Raw genomic sequence first — 18,368 nt, forward strand, 5'->3', positions numbered from 1 at the left:
CCAAGAATATCTGTGTCCATGATTAGTACTTTGTGTCGTTCGAACTGATGCTATCTCCAGTACCACCAGACTGGTCACTGGACTGATACCGGCCGGTAGCGACATCCCACCCCATTCTCACGTCACTGGCCCACATATCAGCTTTGGTGGTGACGGTATCGACGGTGTCGTTGAAGCGAGTGCGGACGCCGTCGGGCAGGCGCTTGGCGATACTATCACCGTAGCGCTCGACGCCTTTCTGGGTGGCCCAGCCTGCAGCGCCGCCAACGAGCGCGCCTGGAAGCCCGCCGACGGCGCCGCCAACGACTGTGCCGACTGTCTTTGCCGCACCAGATTTGAGCACTTCAGCCGCCAGACTCTGGCCCACAGAGCCGTCCTCGTGTTTGCCCTTGAGTTCCCAGAGGTCGTCGACTTGCTCGTCCGACCAGTCGTCGGAGACTGCGGCCTCAAACTCCTCGCGGTCGTCGAGTTCACTGAGCGAGGGCTCCGTTGGGTCTTGGTACCTGCCGCTGTCTGAAGTCGGATTTGCCGGTGCATCTGGCGTCGTTCCGTCTTCGTATTGCTCCAGAGAGGCTTGTCCTGATTCCGCCACCGACGTGGCTGAGAGGTCCTGTGCCGTGTTGTCGGTCACGGATGACCCTGACTGGGAGTCGGTAGCACCGCCCTCCATCGGGACAGTCGATGCGACAACGCCCGTTTGAGACGGTGGCGTCGGGCCTGAACCGCCGGTGCCGCCGGTGCCGCCGATGCCGACTGCACCGGTAACTTTGTTTTTGCCCGCGGACAGGCCTTTTGACACTTTACCGGCAGCGGCCCCTGCAGCACCGCCGAGGGAGCCGGCAAACATCATGAAGAGCTGCACGTTGCTTAGCAGGCACATCGCAGCGATTGCCATGGCCGGCATTGCCATCTGAATCAGTGGGTTCGGCCCGCTGGCGAAGACAGCCGTCGTCGTTCCGCCCGTGCCACCGCCACTGAACGTTGAGAGCGTTCTGGTGGTGAACTTCGTGCCGACAGCGAAGATCCCGGCAACGAGTATCCCGCCCGGAATCAACATTCCCGTGGCCTTGAACAGTTGCTCAGCGAGTTCTTTGGCGTACTTGAGCGGCCCGACGTCAGCCACCCAGAAGATGATTAACAGCGGGAACAGCCCGTAGGTGAGATACACCAGGACCTGCCGGGCGACCAGAACGACGAACAGCACAATCTGAGAGAGCACCACGACGAGCAAAATCCCGATTCCGTACAGCAACATCACGAACGACCCTACGGAGGTCTGTGCGACGGGATTGCTCGGCAAGCTAGCGTTCAGATTGACGCCTTTGAGGAACAGATCGATGCTCGCGTTGGATATCGAGAACGCCCACGCGAAGGCCCCGCGACTGAACAGTGTGCCAGATCCAGGCGGATTGACGATGAACAGCGAGAGCGTCGCTGCCAGCGCGCGTGACATGAACCGGTACGGATCCATCTTCTCGTTGTCCGGGAACAACTGGAACAGTCCCAGATAGGACAGGCCGAAAATAGTCAACAACGAGAAGTAGATCACCATCGAGAGGTCCCACATACTCTGGAACTGATCAAGCATCGACGGTTCCAGCTTCAGCATCTCGGAGAGAACGCTTGAAAACAGGATCTCGATGAGTTCGAACACTGCGTTGAACAGTTGCTCATTAATCCACTGGATGAGGCTCTCAAGCCCGACGTCAACGACCAGCAGCGGAGCTACGAATGGTACAGCCAGCACCTGGCCGTACGTTGACTCCATCTCCAGACGCTCTGGCCCCGACTCCGCCATCTAATTCACCTTTTTTCCTTCTCATATTAATATTTTCTATCTGGATATGAAATAATACGGTCAATCGGACGGCCCTCGCTGTGGTCGCGAGCCCGTTTCACTATCCGCCTCGGAATCATCCGGTTCAGCCTGTTGCGCGGATTGTGCTGTCGAGACATCCGTCAGTGATTGTGCGTTAGGCGACATCGTACTGGAAGACCTACCTGTGCCTGACTTTCCAGCTTTTCCACCCGGCTTGAAGCCGTTTTTCGCACGCTTTTTGACGCCCTTTTTGGCCTGTTTCATGCTCTTCTTTGCAGTCGCTTTGACGCCCTTCTTGACACCTTTCTTTGCCACCATTTTCCCGCCCTGTCCAGCGACTGATGCGGCAGCACTTGCACCACTTGTTGCAACCGCGGCACCAGCCTGTGCAATGCCTGTAACAGCAGTTCCGACGGCGCCCAACATCTGTGTCAGCATCAGGGTCGGGAGGACGAGAATCCCGATGATGATGACGGCCTTGATGAGGAAATTCAGCAGTACATCACCACCACCTGAGCTAGCGAACACACCGCCCTGGACTGGTGGTCCCTGCGCTGTTGGGTGGGTCGGTGGCGTCCCACCGGCGAATATCTGACTACTGCCACCGATGAGACCGAGTCCAACGGTAAATACGGCTGCTATGAGGACACCACCAGCCAACAGCATTACTGCAGTCTTGAACATCTTCGATGCGAGCTTATTCCCGTATTTCAGTGGCCCGTGGTCGACAACCCAGAGCAGGATGAGGACCGGGTACAACCCATATGTGACTAGAACTAACACCTGCCGTGCCACGAGCAGGACCAGCAAAATGATCTCAGCGAGAAGTATGACCTTGCCGATGAGGATGCCTACTGCAAGCAACATAAATGGCCCGCTCAGCGCACCAGCGATTGTGCCACTCTGGAAGGAAATAGACGTACCAACTTGACTGAGATACCATGTGGAGAGATTATTCGTGACCACGAAGGCCCACGCAAATGCACCCTTCCCAAAGAGATTCGCGCCCCCGCCCGGTGGATTTACAATCCAGATGGATGTCGTTGCGGCGAGAGCGCGAACACCGAACCGATAGGGATCTGTCTTCTCTGTGCTGGGGAACAGCTGGAACGACCCAAAGACGGATACTGCATACACTAAAAGCAGTGCGAAATGTATAGTAACGCTGATCTGATATATGGATTCCAACTGCTGGAGGTGCGCAGGACTGATGCGGAGGAACTCATCTATGATATCTGCAAATAACTTCACGATGAGATCGAATACGGCAGCGAATACGCTATTGGCGAAGTCCCGAAAGGGATCCCTGAGACCGACGAGAGCGAGTGGGACCGACCGCCCGGTAGCGTCGGAGCCGACAGTGAGAGGCAATTGCGTGTGTTCTCGCACAGACTGGATCCGAAACGCGAGACTCATTGATTCCCTCCGTTGCAGAATTGTCGATACGCGTCGGCTGGACAGGGTCCCGTCATAACAGATCCATGATTAGTTTGAACCCAACGAAGTCGATCATCAGCAAAGGTGTGATGAGCAAAAAGAAGTCCTGAATATACTGTGCAAGTTGTCCGTGCGTCGAAAATCTACCATCAGGCAGAGAGTCATCAACCGCGGCCCCGCCGGCAAACGTTCCGCTGGAGGCACTATCGTACGTGCTGAAATCAGTCAGCAGTGTACTTGACCAGATTAACGCTGTTACCAATACTCCAAACAGCATTAATTTCGCGCTCACTTTGATGAATTTCTCACCCATAACATTGACACGCTTCCATGGCCCGACATTCACGAGCTTGAATGCGAGTAAGAGTGGGAGCAACGCGTATGTCACGTAGATTATTAACATACGTAGGACAAGTATCAGTATCAGGCCGAGCCCGGCGATGAGCATAAGACCCACAGCAAGTACTCCCCAGTTGTAGCCGACGTACAGGCCGACCTCATCTATTATAGCCCGAGTAATAGTTACGCCAATACTGAGATCATACGATGTTTGATAATACAGCCCGGTGAGTGTGTGAGTGAAGGCAACAAAAAACGCTATTAACTCGCGTGAGATGAAAATCACTGCAAAGTACTTTGTCACTTTTTCGAGATGTAGCTGTAGGTCAGCCGAATCCGTTCCCGCGAAATACTGTGCCATCAAGAGGATGTATAGAAACGACAGGCCAGCCATTGCTACATATGCACTGAATGAGATTTCCCAGAGCGTATTCAATACGCTAACGTCCGCCGGGTTCGGGTAGAAAAGGAACATCTCATAACCGAGAGAAAATATCGCTGAAAGAGCATCTAGAAGCCCCGAAACGACGTTCGTAAGGAACCATTCGATTCCGTTTTTGAATAGTTGGTACAGGTCGGGGATGCCCGGGAAGTCAATTTGAAGGAGCAACGCTGCAGGCACCACTGCATGAGTCACAGCAGCCTGCTTCATTGTCGGCTTCGGCCTTTTTTTGCTCCTGTCAGACGGCATTTCAAATATTCTACTCGTGTATTTAGATATTTATTCCACTAACCTAAAGGTTATTATATACTAGCTATTACTTCGTAGATATAGAGGACTGTCCCGTGAATACGGAGCGTACACTCATCTTGTTGCTGATTGCCATAGTCGTTCTAAATCTGAGCTGGACAGGCGCAGTCAATAATCGGGCTGGTTCGCTTGAAAATCGTGTTGAGACTGTTGAACAGGAGCAAGCGTCTATAGCCGTCTTTGCAGGTGCGAACCAATCACGCAGCGGTGCGACATCTGCCACGTCATCATTGTATGCGTACAACACGGGCAAAGGCAAAGCAACAGTCGTGCCAGCGGAGATAGAAGCTATCCCAGCAAGCGGTATCTATCTCGATGTGTCGCCGGTCGCACATACTGCTACGGTTCAACGCTCCATCGCGCGTGCCTGGTCAGTAGCCAACGCGAGTCAGTATCCACCACCATATGATGGAATTGTCATCCAGATCAAGCCCCCAGAGAGCTGGGATACTGTTGGTGGTGGGAGTGCTGCACTTTCGTTGGCATCTGGATTTGCCGCAACAAACCCTTGTGTTGAATTGAACAGAAGCGTCGCAATGACTGGTGGTTTGACGCGGTCTGGAACAGTCGTTGAAGTAAAACGCGTGCGTGAGAAGGCCATTGCAGCAAAAGAACGTGGTGTTACTGTATTTGCGGTTCCGCAGGGGCAAGCGGTAAATGTAGAAGGCATTAGAGTCGTCGAGGTTGCCACCTTTGGTGAAGCGGCCAACTATACTCTGGAACGTACTGCCGAATGCCCGACTGAGACGGCAAAATTAAACTAAGACTTCTAATATATGTTAATAAATACTTAATAGTCTAAGAAATCATTAGACTTATTTTATAGTAGATCTATCTGGATAATATGGCACAGTGGAGAGCTGGAATAGAGAGGATTGACATGAAACAAATATGCAAGGTCATGGTTCTGACCTTCGTGCTTCTTACCGTCTTCGCAAGTCCCGCCGCAGCACAGCCCGCACAGCAACAACAACTCAAAGATCAGATGAATCAGGTCGGCGATTTCCTCGCGATTGTCATCAGTGCGGTGGCAATTCCGAACGGCGCTTTCGGTGTGTTCCAGTACATGACAGCTGGGACTGACAGTGAACAGAGCGACAAGGGCCGGAAGCGAATCCGCAACTCCTTCATTGGCGTCGCTGGGGCCACCGCTGTGGTGACGGCGGTGCAGTTGTTGAACGCCCTCATTTAGGTGTGAAACAGCGGCCACATCGGTTTCAACAGCATGCATCGATTCGCACAGACCACAGGACTCATCCTTTTGGTGGTTTTCGCCCTGTCGTTACCTGCACAGGGGTCGCTATCAGGGGCGGAAGAGCGGGTTTTTCTCTCTGGGGATATCGATAAAGATCCAGATTCAGTGTCCGGTGACCTGAGTGATGGTGGGAAGACATTTGCGAAGATTGGCGACCTTACGTTTCGGACAAGTAAGCCACAGTACGAAATTAGCGACACCAAGCTGCATGAGTATCAACGTAATAGTTTATCTCGACTAGACACCAACGTGCGTCACTCACGGACCATGCCACAATCGGATCAACGAAACACTGCACTGATAAAAAATGCACACGTAACCCTACTTGGGATCTACGGTGGGGCACAACCTCAGTTCAGTTCTGGCTCGTCACCGATGTTCATTGGCGCCGACGGCACAGTCCTAAACCACGCGGATTATCGCGTCCCAGAAGACATTCCGAAAGACGACTGGTGTTCGGGCAAAAGTTACGATACTGCTGACTGGGATGTTGACAAAGACGGGAGAGACGAGGAAGTCTACCTCGATGGCTCCCAGACGTGCAAGAAGTATGAACTGCACACGAAGATGGATCGCTGGGTCACTGTCGATGGTAAGCGTATCTCTGGGGGAGATACGATTTCTTACAGCAGACTCTCGTCGAACTCGCCCCAGCAACTCACTGTTCATGCCGAAATCACAGTCAGAGTTGAGCGCATAACAGAAAAATACGACTGGGACCCACACGGTAGATATGGCGGTGGTCCATCTGACGGAAGCTGGGACCAATCACAGAGGGTTGATGATAGGTACCGGTTTGATCGCATCCAGGTTAGTGATAGTCAAGAAGTGGTTGTGACAGACGCGGGAGATATTGATGTGGAACAGACCGTTGTTGAAACCGAAGGTAATACGAAGCATCTTATTCTTGAGATACAAGGACCACGGAACGGACGAACTGTATCTCAATCGAAACTCGAAGACCGGAAGCTCTGGAGCTATCTGGCGATGGGTTCCGACCATTCAGTAGATGGTACGTGGCGGACGTATTCAACACGACAGTATGATTCAGTGACGTTATATGAACCAGATGGTGACGTTTCGACTGACCCGAGTCCGCCGCACGTTCCACAGACGCGGCTGGTTGGGATGGACAGAAAACCGACAGTGACAGCAGTGGGATCTAGCTCGGATAAGACTCAGGTTATCGGACATCAGGGGTACAATGTCGACGTTTCACAATCGCTCCACGCTAACGTGAAAATTACGCCAAGACAGCCAGTTGCATACGAACGCATTGTTATCACCGATGCGAAACAGCCTGTGACAGACCTAGTCACGATCCATGGACAACCGGTACCTGTCGATGTTGATACGCGAGTGGAGCGGCGCAAACCCAGTGTGACTATACGACAAGTCAACTCCGGGGATTCGTTGCAGATACATGTTGAGGACCCAAAGACAGGCCAGCCTATTTCAGGCCGTAAAATGAATCTTCAAGGGGCAGTCCCGAAGTCACCTACTGCCTCAGGTAATGCTGTAACAGATGCAAACGGAAATGTGGAGGCCACCCGTGTAAACGCCTATGTTCAGGCCACTGTAGACCACGACGACTTTCAATCAATCTCAAACGGGGCATTCTATGACAAGTCATCAGCAGAGCGGACATTCATCCCGGACGTTATCTTATTATCTCGCCTCCATTCACTTGTACTAACACTAGCATTGATAACACCGCTTTTGTTCTTGTACGGTTACATCCGTCACTTTGGCTTCTTCGAGTGAGTCGTCTCAGATCATTACTCGTTCAGTTCGCACACGACTGAAAGAGGGGTTGCGTGTATATTCATTTACTGTCAGTTCATGCGCCGTACAGACTGTACAGACAATTATACGGTGTTCGGTGAGATCTGCTCCAGTGGATAGTGGCGCTTGGCTCGGAAAGAACTGCTCAGATCGCCGTGTGAGCGGCTGAGGCTTGTTGCTTCAAATCTGGTATCATTCCACCCTAGCTCAGAGGGCGCTTCAATACAGCAGTGGGATCTGCTGAAGAAGCTATCATTCGATATACGCGTGAAACAAACTGACAAACTCGGAGTTTGCTGAAGAGCGCTACTGTATAGGCAGTCGGGGGACAACAATACTTCGTCGGAGATATCACACTTTCACCGAGAAAGGGTCGCCACCAACGAAGACCATACCACTGGACTATCGGGGCCAGACAATGCCTCCGTGGGTATGTGCTGGCTGCCATCCGCTATAAGAAGGAGTCACCGGTGAAAGAATGAATGTGATAAGCGTTGCTTGAACTCTCGGAATTACTCCGTTCCAAGCCTGTATATCGACGAGGGGCCATCGCTATTATTGTCAGGAGAGAGCGCTGGAAGCGTTCATATTGAGAATCTGCTCGACTGCCTGCTCTTCGTGGTCCGGAATATCTCCCCAGTCAATAAGATCGTTATCGTACAAGAAAGCCCACACGTTCATATCACCATCTATGACGTGGTGCTCGAAGTCATTCGACATCACCCGCATTCGCATTTTCCCGGCATCAGACACGGAAAGAAGCGACTCAGAGTAGTCCGCCGAGTTCCCGGCTTGAGCTTGCAGCACGAAGTCCCGTTCGCGCGGTGTCAAGTCAAGGGCATCAATGGCCTCCTCGCCGATGTCTTGGTGTCGCATCAGTGCTCGAATGTCACACTGGTCGTAGATCTCTTTGGCCTTCGGATCAGTCATGAACTCGTCGACAGTTTGACTGATAAGCGTCAGACCACTTCCGTAATGGCGACTGTGCCGAGAAAACAGGTTCAGCATGTCCAGCGCCTGTTCGTGACCGAGCATATAGTGCGCCTCGTCGATCATCACGACCATCTTTCCAGTATTGGCCTTTGCCCGCTGGAAGAGCCAGTCGAGAACGATATGCATAATCAGCCCTTCGTTTGACCCATCAGCAACACTCGAAAGGTCAAACTGAACAACCCGGTCCTGCAGATGAACGTTTGTGTCTCCATTGAGATTTGCCCGCTGTCCTCCCTTTTTAAACTCCTCCAATCCAAGGAGAACACTTTGAGCATAGTCTGCGAGCCGTTCAGCTTGTTCGCGGTCCTCGATACTGGTTTCGGTATTGATTGTCGTGATCTCTGACTGAACGGTTTCTGGCACGTTGAGGAACTCACCGGGTGGTGAACCATTCGCCATTCGTGCAAGAACGTCTAACACGTCCTGAATTACAGGGCTTTGCTGGTTGTGCGTACTAACGTCTTTGGTAATCCCTCGCTCAAGGTATGCGTAGCGGATTGCACGGCGGAGCACGCCCTCTTCCTCTTTACTGAGCTCTCGTTTTCCCTGGAAGTGTGACTCGAACAATCCCATTACACTCCGGATTTTGTCGTCGTATGGGTCCCCTTCAACGTCATCAATATTATCGACCTGTTTGATATCGAGAGGGTTGATTCGTGACCGCCCGTCGATGGTCACGCGCTGCCCGTCCACAGCTTCGACAACATCACTGAAACCACCGACGGGGTCAATAATCAGGACTTCTGTCTCCGGATCCATCATCAGGCGCCGCCAGAGAGTAAGCTTGGCCAGATATGACTTTCCGGATCCAATTTTCCCAGATATTAACATATTATGCCCCGACTGTTCGAACCGGTCTACAACAATAGGAGCGTTTGTTGACATATGGAATCCCATCAGAACACCGGTCGATTCCACGACTGACCTATCAGTGAACGGGAACGCAGTACCCAATGCATCAAGATCCATGATCTGCGTGTTCCGGATCTGATCATTTGCTAATGGTGCCATCGACTGTTGTGCCTGAAGCTGCCGGTCGTAGAGTGTTGTCACCTTTGCGTTCACTTGTGAAAGAATCTGCTTGAGTTCCTGCGTGCCTTCCTTGAGGGTATCCTCGTCGTCAGCTAGAATCTCGAAATACACCCCGAAGTCGAATAGCTTCGTTGACCCCTCTGTTAGCCCCTCTCGGAGACGTTCAACGTGTTGCAACTGGTTCTCTTCTTCGATGGTGTTGAGCTTCCCGTCGCTCTTCTTCCGCCGGATCTGCGAGGTAAGCCGCGTTGCCCGAACATTGAGTTTCTGTTGCATCTTGTCAGAGTCGCGGGGAAAAATGTGATAGGACAAGCGGAGCTCGGTTCCATTGACTGACAGCCCGTTGGTGAACAGCTTATCCAGCCAGCCGGGGGCCACACGACTCGGGTAATCAGCGATGATAAGTGATCGAGCGTACTTTTCAGCTCCTTGGTCTCCGAGCCGTTTGATATAACTCTTTGATTCGATTATTCGCTCAGGAGACACAGCCAATCCGGCCGATTCAGAGCGCTCAATAGGATCATTGATTACCCCCGTCCGTCCGTTTTGATCGCTGTTTTGATCTCGTTTGACATTTTCAATATAATGTGACAGCTTTTCTTGAGTAATCGTTTCGTCTGACTGTTGTAGCCGGCGTGCGGCCTCAGTCACTACGTCGTCGTCGGCAGTATCGACTGAGGTCTTGGAGCCGTTGGAACCCAGCATTGAGGAAAGCGTGGTGCCTGCTGTTGCCGACTGTCTTCCATCCTGAGATAGAACCTCTGAAATAGCGATTCCAGCTGCCCCAAGTATCATAGCCCCGCCAAACAGCAATCCGAAAGATGGCCAGACGCCATACGTGTTGACCACCCACTCGAACCCGAACAGTGCATACACGGATTTCGTCATTGACGCGATGCCGCCAGTCTGGAACATTATCAGGTGTTGCATAGGAAATTCAGTCCTCCATGTAGGCAGTCAGTGTCTGCTCGTCCCCAGACTCAACAGAATACGGACCATTCAGGAATACGTCATTAAGGGGTTGTTCGTTGTTGTAATAGTGGTATAGCACGCTCATGACTTGGTCACGGTCATCTAGACGCTCAGTCTGTACATCGAACCGCTGGAGCGCTCGCTCAACTCTACTTAGACGCGTATCAAGCTCCCGAAGGCATTGTTGCTTACTGATATTTCTGTTGTCTGAACTGCCGAAGAAGTCGGCGATTGGTGCCAATGGACCGAACTTTTCAGCGGCCGTATCCAGTAATCCAGAGTCAACATTCTGGAATTGATTTATTTGTTCGGCCGATATTGGAATCACGATGTAGAATCGTCGCTGTTTCATATCGTTATCGAGGATAAAACGCTCAAGCCAATTCGGATACAGCTGACGACCCAAATTTACCAGTTTGCTATCAGTTGATCGATTCCGGTCCTCAGAGATGACATCATTGAGCCGGTCAACGTGATCGGAAATATCGAACTTTGTTGGATAGGCAACTATCTGTATCGGGAAATCGAGTGTTGCAAGGAAACTCGATTTGAATGCCTCGATAATTTCGGACTTCTTTTCTTCCGTATGTATTGACCACGAACGAGGTTGAACCTCAGTAATGCCGACGTACTCATCCTCATCCTTGACAATCATCCCGGCACCATTGACTCCAGTTGGGAGGTAGTCGTCTTTAGATTCGAGTACAAACTCGAAATCAATCAAATCCTGCGCGTAGTTTGGTATCGCTAACGCTCCTTGCTCTGTCGAATCGGTCTGCTGGGGTGGTGCAATTACACTCGTTTCTGTCACAGAATCTGCAACCCCGACTGCCCCAGAACTGTCGGTCTCAGTCAGATTCTCCTTTGAGCCTCTGGCTGGTGAATCTGCCCGACCTGACTCGTGATGAGACTGACTGTCGGTGGTCGCCGATATTCCGTCGAAACCGGATCCGGTTTTTTCAGATACTGCCTCCTGTACTTCTGTGTCATTGTTCATAGCTGCCTCGTCCCTGCCGCGTTCTTCTGATTTCTCAGTCGCCGTTTCTTCGCCCCCTGCAATTCCGGAACCTGATTCATTAGGTGTCATAGTGTTATTGTGTCTTGTCGCCGCTAATTATGCCTGCCTGCTGTCCCTATCCGAGTTGCTCTCATTGCCAGTGTGACTCGACTCATTCTGGTAGGGAGTGGAGAGCCTGTCAGACACGGATGTATCCCATTCAAAATCCTCCTCACACGTTTCTGACTGAATTTGCGCCGCTGTGTGAACGCGATTCTTGATTGGCACAGAATCGCGTTCACGCGTTCGCGGTTTCAGGTAATACTCGTTTGGTGTAAGTCGTCGCTTAATTGCCGCAGGAGCCCATTCAAGTGGTTTCTGGCCCTCAGGTGTTCTGATTACGACTGCGATCACACCAAGAAGCGACACCCCAATCAACGCCAGAGTAGCCACCAGTGGAATTTGGTCTATGAACAGGCTGGGAAATACCATTACAAGCGGTACTGAGCCAAGTATGACTAACTCATCAAATGTCAGTCCCATGAAAACGTCTGTCCGGAGTATCTCTCCCGGAATCGGTACCGCTTTCATCTATACTTCTTTAGATATTCCCTAAATTAATAAATTTTCTCGTTCAAATTTATCTTCTTTCACCCCGTAGGATCACTCACTAACTCGGTGGAGGGCACTACCCCGCTGCCATCGTACTCTTCACGCTCCATCGCCCATTGTACACACCACCGGGCGTCGGCCCATCACGCCACCCCAGAACCCGCTCTGTTGCTTCGACGGGTACCGTCAACTGCCAATCCCGAATCGTGACCGCATAGCCTCGCTCGACGAGCGCCCGCTCACACATCGTCGGTTATCGTCTCTCCCCGAATCGGTGATACGAGGGTGTCGCCTGACCGAGAGGCGTTGTTTAGCAGTTATTCCGGATTTCGGGGTAATTTGTTTCACGCCGATCACACCGGGTACCCGGTGCGATGAGGAGGGTACGAGGGCTGCAGGAAAAACGAGTGTCAGCCCTCTGATACTGGTCCACCCTGCGTCTTCTTCGGGGTCGTATACACCGCCCTAGTCGGGTACTTTCTCCGGGACGACTTCACGAATAGCGTGGGGTAACTCTTCGCTGGTCTACCCATGAGCACAATACGCTCGGTTTCGGTCACCCCCTAAAATTACTGACCGCAGCCCGCCCTACACCCCCCCCCACGCCGCCGCTTGTACTCGTCACGCTCAAGTGCCCACTTGTACGCACTCGCGGGCCTCGGGTCGCCAAGCCACGCCAGAAACCGCTCAGTCGCATCGAAGGGTAACGCCAGCCGCCGATCCCACACCATGACGTCGTAGCCCTGTTCAGCAATTGCCTGCTCGCACGCCTGTCGCTTGCTGTCGTCGGTGATCGCCCAAGTGGCCCGTGGCCGCGCGAGACTCCCGGCCACCCTAACCCACCGTCACAGGCGTACCAGATACGTGCAATCGGCTTCGTTAGCGTCCAGTTCGATGGCGGCCCATCCATTCATTTCCAGTACCGCCCGAGGGTGGTTGTTATTCAATTCAATGTATGTTCGAACGCTCTTCCGTAGGAGATTGTTGATACAGTTATCCCGAAGNNATCGCAAGACACCTCTACATCAACAATGTGCTACGCATGAGCGTATGTATTAGTACGAGGACTCACCATGAAAACAGCCGAGTCCCCCACTACGACTAGCGAGTGTTCGCCACCAAACCAGTGGATATCCCGCCAGCCCAGCGGGACCCGTGATCTTGACTTCCAGCAGATCCGACAGCGTCGGTCAGCAACGTGGAACGCCGCTCTCGATGCCAGTGTCGACGTAACAAAGGGCGGCCGCCCGGACCTGTTTCTCGTCTCCGTCGACGGCGACTGTCCTGCGAACTGCTCGCTGGTCGAGCATCCCAACGGGATCCACGCCGGCTGGTGCAGTTGCGAGGTCTTCCAGGCGACGACCGTCTGCCCGCATCTCTGTATTAGGAGATGAAGATAGGCATCTGATGTGTGGGAAATCAGGTGGTTCAGTCGTTTCAGTGGAATTGAGACTGAGGCAAAATTAGTGCATGATGAGTTATGCTTTAATACCTAGAGAAAATAACATGAACATGACCAACAGTTTCGATAAGCTAGGAGGCGAATATCTACGTATCAAGTTGGCGCTTGTGGTATGGGCGTTTGTTACGGTTGCCGCTACCCTCATATTGGACATGTTCATCAAGGGTATATCTGGTTTGGTTCTATCTTTGACAGTAGGAATTATATCTGCGTTCGTCACATACCGGGGTATTTAGACATTCTCGACTCCCGATATGACCTTCTTGAAGTCTCTAACTTTATTACCATCCAGTTGTGCGGCCAAGTGTGGCGACCTTCCGAACTGCTGAGGTTCTTGTTTGGTTTTCATGAAACAGTTCGAATGCTTTGTACGGGCCGTGGCTGTGTGAGCTATCACGACAGTCGATGGCCCACATGCCACTCAGGCCATTCACCGAGACTAACGGTCGCAACAGTGCGGTCATTCAGTACTCCGTGGAATCCCACGCATTGGGATCGCTATGTCCGACCACATCTCTGTGTACTCCGCCAGCACGCTGCCCTCGGCCATCTCGACCTGCCAGAACGAACGAGCGACAGTCAGTCGTCGTCAGCCGTGTAAGCACCGCTCCGGTGTTCGATTCTGTGGATTTCAAGCACTGAGGCATCATGTGCAAGCACACATGCAAGGCGGTACGTTCCAACTCGGAGTTTCCAGAACGGCCCGCCAGTCAGTGGTTCTAGGAAGTCCTTGGGCTCGCGCCATGTTGAGTCGACAACTTCGTCTAGTTTCGAAACGATTCGATCCTGAACGTGCGTATCGAGATCACCAAACTGCTCAGTCGCACGCTCAGTGAACTTCCACGTCCACTCAGCGTCACTCGTCATTACCGTCTTGATCCATCATTGCACGGACTTCCTCACGCGAAACCAGTTCAGCACTACCCGACCGAAGATCGTGCTCGCTCGCGGCAATCTGTTTCCACCCACTCCGACTAAATGCAGGGTGCTTCACTGCATCCCGAGCGATGTGGCGAAGGAACTCACTCCGTGAATTGAATCCCTCCTCCTGCCACGTTGCATCGATGTCTTCGAGAAACGATTTGCTCAATCGGAGGTTTATTTGTACCATCTCTGGACCACCGTTTCCAGTATCGCTGTCTGCATCAGACATATACAAATGCTATACGCTCGTGTAGTATAATTCTTCACCTATTCTGAGACGTACAGCTGCTCTGTCGAGTAGTGGTATCGCCTCATCAGCCGTCGCACATCGAGACGCCGGCCAACGGCCAAACGTCGACGCGTCCAGTCCGGTCGTGGTCAAGACACTGGCACAGTCGTTCTCGAACCGTTGTCTGCGAACACGGCTCGATATCAACTCCTAACCGCGGATCGTCTCGAATCTGGACGTACTCTGCGTCGACGTCCAACGGCGTGTGCTCGACCCGACACCAGATCGTCTTCGCTCCGGCTTGGTCTAGATCAGTCACGTACCGAGCAGCCACCGCTTCGTGGCGAATGGCGAAGTTCGACAAGGACTCGTTCGACAAACGATGCGACTTTCGTTGGCGACCGTGGCGCTGGGACCGACGCAAAAACACTCGAAGAGTCGTGCTGTGCCGCCGATTCTGGAGTATCAGTAACTGACATATGTCTCTCTCAGGACGTGCTTGCTGGCTCGCCCTGCATCCTCGCCGGGGCACGCAAAACAACGGTCGCGAGCGCTCACGCAACGATATACTCCTCGATCTCTTGGAACCACTGGCGGGCCGTCGTAATATGCACATCCAGTGGCTCGCAGATCGTCGCTTGTGTGAGCCGGATGTCTGACGCTTTCCCGGCGAGGTACAGAGCGCCGGCTGCGACACCGTCTGGTCGCCCGTTGATCTCGGTGGACTCAGTTGCCTGCTCTGCGAGTTCGAGCGCCCGCTGGCGAATCTCCGGGGAAACGTTGAATGGAAGGTCCGAACAAATCCGCGCCACCCAGTCCACCGGGAGCGACACCGGAATCGGGAGATTGAGTTCCACCAAGAACGTCCGGTAGCAGTTCCAGATATGCGATGCAGAACACCGGGAAACGTCGGCTACCGTCTCCATCGTCACGAGGCCATTGCACCGGCAGGCGGCGTACACAGCGGCCGCTGCACCGCCCTCAATCGACCGTCCGATCAGGAGGTCCTTGTCTTGGGCCTTCTTGAAGAGCGTTGATGCCTGCTCTTTCACCGCGTTGCTCTCAGATAGCGCACTCGCGATGCGTCGGATTTCGCCAAGCCCGTGAGCAAGATTCCGGTCGCGCTTACTCGTGAACTTCGACCGGCCATGGAGTTGTCGCTGGCGAGCAAGCCGTCGACGCCGTCTCGGAGAGATGTCTGCACTCTCGACGCTCCCGATGTTCGTCGACAGGCCTCGGTCGTGGCGAGTGGCCGTCCGAGGTGCGCCCGTCCGCTGCTGTTCCTCCTTGTCGTACGTCCGCCACGCTGGCCTGCGGTCAATCTGGTCTTGGTCGGTCACCAGGCCACAGTTCTTACAGTGCGTTTCTCGCCCGCTGCTGTCGAGCGTGCCGCCACACTCGGGACACCCCCGGCGTAGCTGTAGACAACGCCGTCTGGACGGTTTGTGAAGACATTAAGATACACCTCTCATCCGATTGGAGGGTCAGAAAACACGCTGCGGAGCCCGTTAGGCGTCTGGCAGTTTGCCGTCCGGGCGGGGGACTCGCTTGGCTTCAATCTCGATCTCGACCCGGCGACGGTGTTTGCATCGCTCGGCCTCATCGGGACAACTGCACGTCTCCTCAAGCACGTCGACTTCGTACCGGCTATCCGACGCTGAGTGAACCTCGTAGCGACCGGGCTTTGCGAGGAAGGAAACGTCGATATCTTCCTGCTTCGCTCGTTTCGTTCGTGGCTCGTCCTCGGAGGTGACAGCCAAGGGGTCCTCGTTGGGGTCTGTGACACCGCCGTCGTCGAACCGGACCTGCATGACTCCGCCGTCAGCGACTGCCTTGCGGGGTTCGCCGTCGACGTGCAATCCGAACTGGTCATCGAGAGCGTCGTCATCTACCCACTGCGGGATAGGTCGCTCGCCGGTCGCGAAGGCGACTCGCTTCTGGTGCTTGCACTCCTTGTCGGGGTTGAACTGCTTCCACTTGCACTCACAACTCCCTGTTCGAGTGTCGACAAGGTACTCTGAGCCGGAGCCAGAGTTGACCAGGAAGAGGTCGGCGGCGTTTCGTGCCCGACCAATCGAGTCCAACACGGTCATCACTTCGGTCAGTGCCCGAACGGTCCGGTTGTTCGGGTCAGCCTCCTCCAGTTCGCTCTCGTCGATGCTGCTGGCGTCGCTACGGGATTCTGTGGTAGCCATGAATGACAGGCGGCACGCCCTCTCTGGGACGCCCCTCACCCCGCTGGGGCACAGAAAATTCGGCGACTAGAGTCTGTGCAAGCGTAATTCTATTCCCAGACAGGAGTGGTCAGTACAGGGGAGACAGCGACCAGCTAGCTGTTTGCGAAATGCCAATATTCGCAGCGTCAAAAAACGGCTCTCAGGCACGTCTGGAAGGACACCGCTCCTTCTCAGCTGGCACCTTCGACGGCGTCGATCAGATCCGCCGCAGTCGATGAGATTCGGTCCAGCCGGTCCCGAAGCGTCTCTGGTGCGTCGCCGTCCCACGCCGCGAGGTAGAACGCCGAGTTGTCGGGGTCCAGCCCGAAGTGACGACTGACCACGTAGGCGACTGCCTCGGCTTCGACCTCGCGTTTCGACCGCTCCGCCTCATCCTCGACATTGAAGTGAAGATCCGCATGGGCGAACTCGTGAATCAGTGTACTCGCGAGGGCGGCCCGATTGTCTCGGTCGACCGCTTCGACCATCGGATTCGTTGTCATGACGTTCCGACGCTCGCAGACACCCCGTGCAGACCCATGCTCCCACTCTTCGGGAGCGACAATTCTCGCGTCGACGCCGATCTCGTCGGTCGCGTCCAAGAGGTCCTCGACAAGTCCATCCGGGTCGCCGTGAGCTTCTGTCTCCAGTTCGGGAAGCGGTTCGCCCTCAGTTTGGGAGATATCGAACACCGACGTTGGTCGGAACCCGACCAGTCCCCGACGCCATTGTTCGGGCTCTGTCTCATCGTACTCGCAATCAGTGTTCTCGTGATACGACGGCGAATTGCCGCATTCGGGGCACTTCTTCGTGATGATCGGAGCCCAGATCCAGATCGCGTCCTCGCCTTGCTGAACGTACCGGTCGAACTCGTCTTGCCACGTATTGTACCCCGCAACTCGGGTTGCTTCGGGACACTGGAGCTTGATGAGTAGCGTGTTCCGAGCCGAGTAATCGTGGAACTTCGATTGGACGTCAAGCCACTGCTGGAACTGCTCGCTGGCCTGCGCTTCGTCGGTGAGGTCGGCAAGGTCTTCGACCCACGCATCGAGTTGGTCGCGCATCTCCTCGTCCCGGGAGTCCGAATTGTCGAAGGTGCAAGTGGTCTGCTGGCTGGACGACTGCTCTGGAGTGTCTGACTGTATCGTTGACATTGATCTGTCTTCGGGACGCGCTCTCGGGCACGCCCCCGCACCTCCACTGGGGGACAGAAAATTCNNTCCTTCAACGCTGGACTAAATAGCGTAAAACAGTAGTGAAGATTTCCAATGCAGTACCTGCAAGAAGGCTGAACTGCAATGAGATCTCGTCTACTAAGAGGACGACCGTGACGCAGAGAAACGCTAGGATCCCAATAACTACGCACTCAGCTCCTAGCCCGAATCGGCTCCGAAAGAATTGATTGCTAGTGGTTTCACTCATTGCTATCTGATATATATCTCTGCAGACAAGTCCTTTACGTGTGCTATATGTGTGTTTGTGACAATTGATTCTTTCCGAGAGTAGTTAACGCAAATAGATAGTCTTGTAGCTCGTTCTGTTGGC

Annotated in this window: 16 protein-coding genes and 1 pseudogene; 4 read left to right on the forward strand and 13 right to left on the reverse strand. The window is 53.7% G+C overall.

Annotated features, from left to right (window positions below):
- Window positions 1–22: 22 nt before the first annotated feature.
- From AV929_RS22685 to AV929_RS18440, 3 genes are read right to left on the reverse strand one after another with little or no spacing between them, the layout of a single operon-like run.
- Window positions 23–1,798, reverse strand: a complete 1,776-nt coding sequence (locus AV929_RS22685) for a hypothetical protein (RefSeq protein WP_230458909.1) — start codon at window positions 1,796–1,798, stop codon at window positions 23–25.
- A gap of 60 nt (window positions 1,799–1,858) precedes the next feature.
- Window positions 1,859–3,235 (reverse strand): hypothetical protein, encoded by a 1,377-nt coding sequence (locus AV929_RS18435; protein WP_064288955.1) that lies wholly within the window; start codon window positions 3,233–3,235, stop codon window positions 1,859–1,861.
- A gap of 52 nt (window positions 3,236–3,287) precedes the next feature.
- Window positions 3,288–4,286 carry a hypothetical protein gene (locus AV929_RS18440; RefSeq protein WP_064288956.1) on the reverse strand — a complete coding sequence of 333 codons (999 nt, stop codon included), beginning with the start codon at window positions 4,284–4,286 and terminating at the stop codon, window positions 3,288–3,290.
- Window positions 4,287–4,381: 95 nt separating this feature from the next.
- On the opposite strand from AV929_RS18440, the gene AV929_RS21525 reads away from it, so the two are divergent.
- The 3 genes from AV929_RS21525 to AV929_RS22010 all read left to right on the forward strand — a co-directional run bounded on the left by AV929_RS21525 (window position 4,382) and on the right by AV929_RS22010 (window position 7,365).
- Window positions 4,382–5,110, forward strand: coding sequence for a S16 family serine protease (locus AV929_RS21525; RefSeq protein WP_014030623.1), 729 nt, complete (start codon window positions 4,382–4,384; stop codon window positions 5,108–5,110).
- A gap of 80 nt (window positions 5,111–5,190) precedes the next feature.
- Window positions 5,191–5,538 (forward strand): hypothetical protein, encoded by a 348-nt coding sequence (locus AV929_RS18445; protein ID WP_023842890.1) that lies wholly within the window; start codon window positions 5,191–5,193, stop codon window positions 5,536–5,538.
- 438 nt (window positions 5,539–5,976) lie between these two features.
- The gene (locus AV929_RS22010) at window positions 5,977–7,365 is read left to right on the forward strand and encodes a hypothetical protein (RefSeq protein WP_155120769.1); all 1,389 of its coding nucleotides are present in this window, start codon (window positions 5,977–5,979) and stop codon (window positions 7,363–7,365) included.
- A 582-nt stretch (window positions 7,366–7,947) separates the two neighbouring features.
- On the opposite strand, the gene AV929_RS18460 is transcribed toward AV929_RS22010, so the two are convergent.
- The 4 genes from AV929_RS18460 to AV929_RS22015 form a co-directional block, all read right to left on the reverse strand.
- A complete protein-coding gene (locus AV929_RS18460) occupies window positions 7,948–10,341 on the reverse strand; it encodes a VirB4 family type IV secretion system protein (protein WP_014030626.1) in 2,394 nt (797 codons plus the stop codon).
- A 7-nt stretch (window positions 10,342–10,348) separates the two neighbouring features.
- The gene (locus AV929_RS18465) at window positions 10,349–11,470 is read right to left on the reverse strand and encodes a hypothetical protein (protein ID WP_064288957.1); all 1,122 of its coding nucleotides are present in this window, start codon (window positions 11,468–11,470) and stop codon (window positions 10,349–10,351) included.
- A 27-nt stretch (window positions 11,471–11,497) separates the two neighbouring features.
- A complete protein-coding gene (locus AV929_RS18470) occupies window positions 11,498–11,971 on the reverse strand; it encodes a PrgI family protein (RefSeq protein WP_064288958.1) in 474 nt (157 codons plus the stop codon).
- Between the two features lie 97 nt (window positions 11,972–12,068).
- Window positions 12,069–12,239 (reverse strand): hypothetical protein, encoded by a 171-nt coding sequence (locus AV929_RS22015; protein WP_155120770.1) that lies wholly within the window; start codon window positions 12,237–12,239, stop codon window positions 12,069–12,071.
- 826 nt (window positions 12,240–13,065) lie between these two features.
- Here AV929_RS22015 and AV929_RS21530 point away from each other — a divergent pair.
- A complete protein-coding gene (locus AV929_RS21530) occupies window positions 13,066–13,386 on the forward strand; it encodes a hypothetical protein (RefSeq protein WP_014030671.1) in 321 nt (106 codons plus the stop codon).
- Between the two features lie 647 nt (window positions 13,387–14,033).
- Here the strand turns inward: AV929_RS21530 and AV929_RS18490 are convergent.
- The 6 genes and pseudogenes from AV929_RS18490 to AV929_RS18515 all read right to left on the reverse strand — a co-directional run bounded on the left by AV929_RS18490 (window position 14,034) and on the right by AV929_RS18515 (window position 17,977).
- On the reverse strand, window positions 14,034–14,321 hold the full coding sequence (locus AV929_RS18490) for a type II toxin-antitoxin system RelE/ParE family toxin (RefSeq protein ID WP_004966184.1): 288 nt from the start codon (window positions 14,319–14,321) through the stop codon (window positions 14,034–14,036).
- Window positions 14,311–14,607: a ribbon-helix-helix domain-containing protein gene (locus tag AV929_RS18495; protein ID WP_014030670.1), complete on the reverse strand. Its 297-nt coding sequence runs from the start codon at window positions 14,605–14,607 to the stop codon at window positions 14,311–14,313. Before AV929_RS18495 ends, AV929_RS18490 begins: the two co-directional genes overlap by 11 nt.
- An 85-nt stretch (window positions 14,608–14,692) precedes the next feature.
- Window positions 14,693–14,926, reverse strand: a complete 234-nt coding sequence (locus AV929_RS22690; protein WP_230458910.1) for a hypothetical protein — start codon at window positions 14,924–14,926, stop codon at window positions 14,693–14,695.
- Between the two features lie 235 nt (window positions 14,927–15,161).
- Window positions 15,162–16,062, reverse strand: a pseudogene (locus AV929_RS18505) (transcription initiation factor IIB family protein).
- Window positions 16,063–16,115: 53 nt separating this feature from the next.
- Entirely contained in the window at window positions 16,116–16,802 is a 687-nt protein-coding gene (locus AV929_RS18510) for a hypothetical protein (protein ID WP_064288961.1), read from the reverse strand.
- Window positions 16,803–17,014: 212 nt separating this feature from the next.
- Entirely contained in the window at window positions 17,015–17,977 is a 963-nt protein-coding gene (locus AV929_RS18515; RefSeq protein ID WP_014030653.1) for an ArdC-like ssDNA-binding domain-containing protein, read from the reverse strand.
- Window positions 17,978–18,368 lie beyond the last annotated feature (391 nt).

The sequence above is a fragment of the Haloarcula sp. K1 genome (assembly GCF_001647155.1).
Lineage (GTDB): Archaea > Halobacteriota > Halobacteria > Halobacteriales > Haloarculaceae > Haloarcula > Haloarcula hispanica.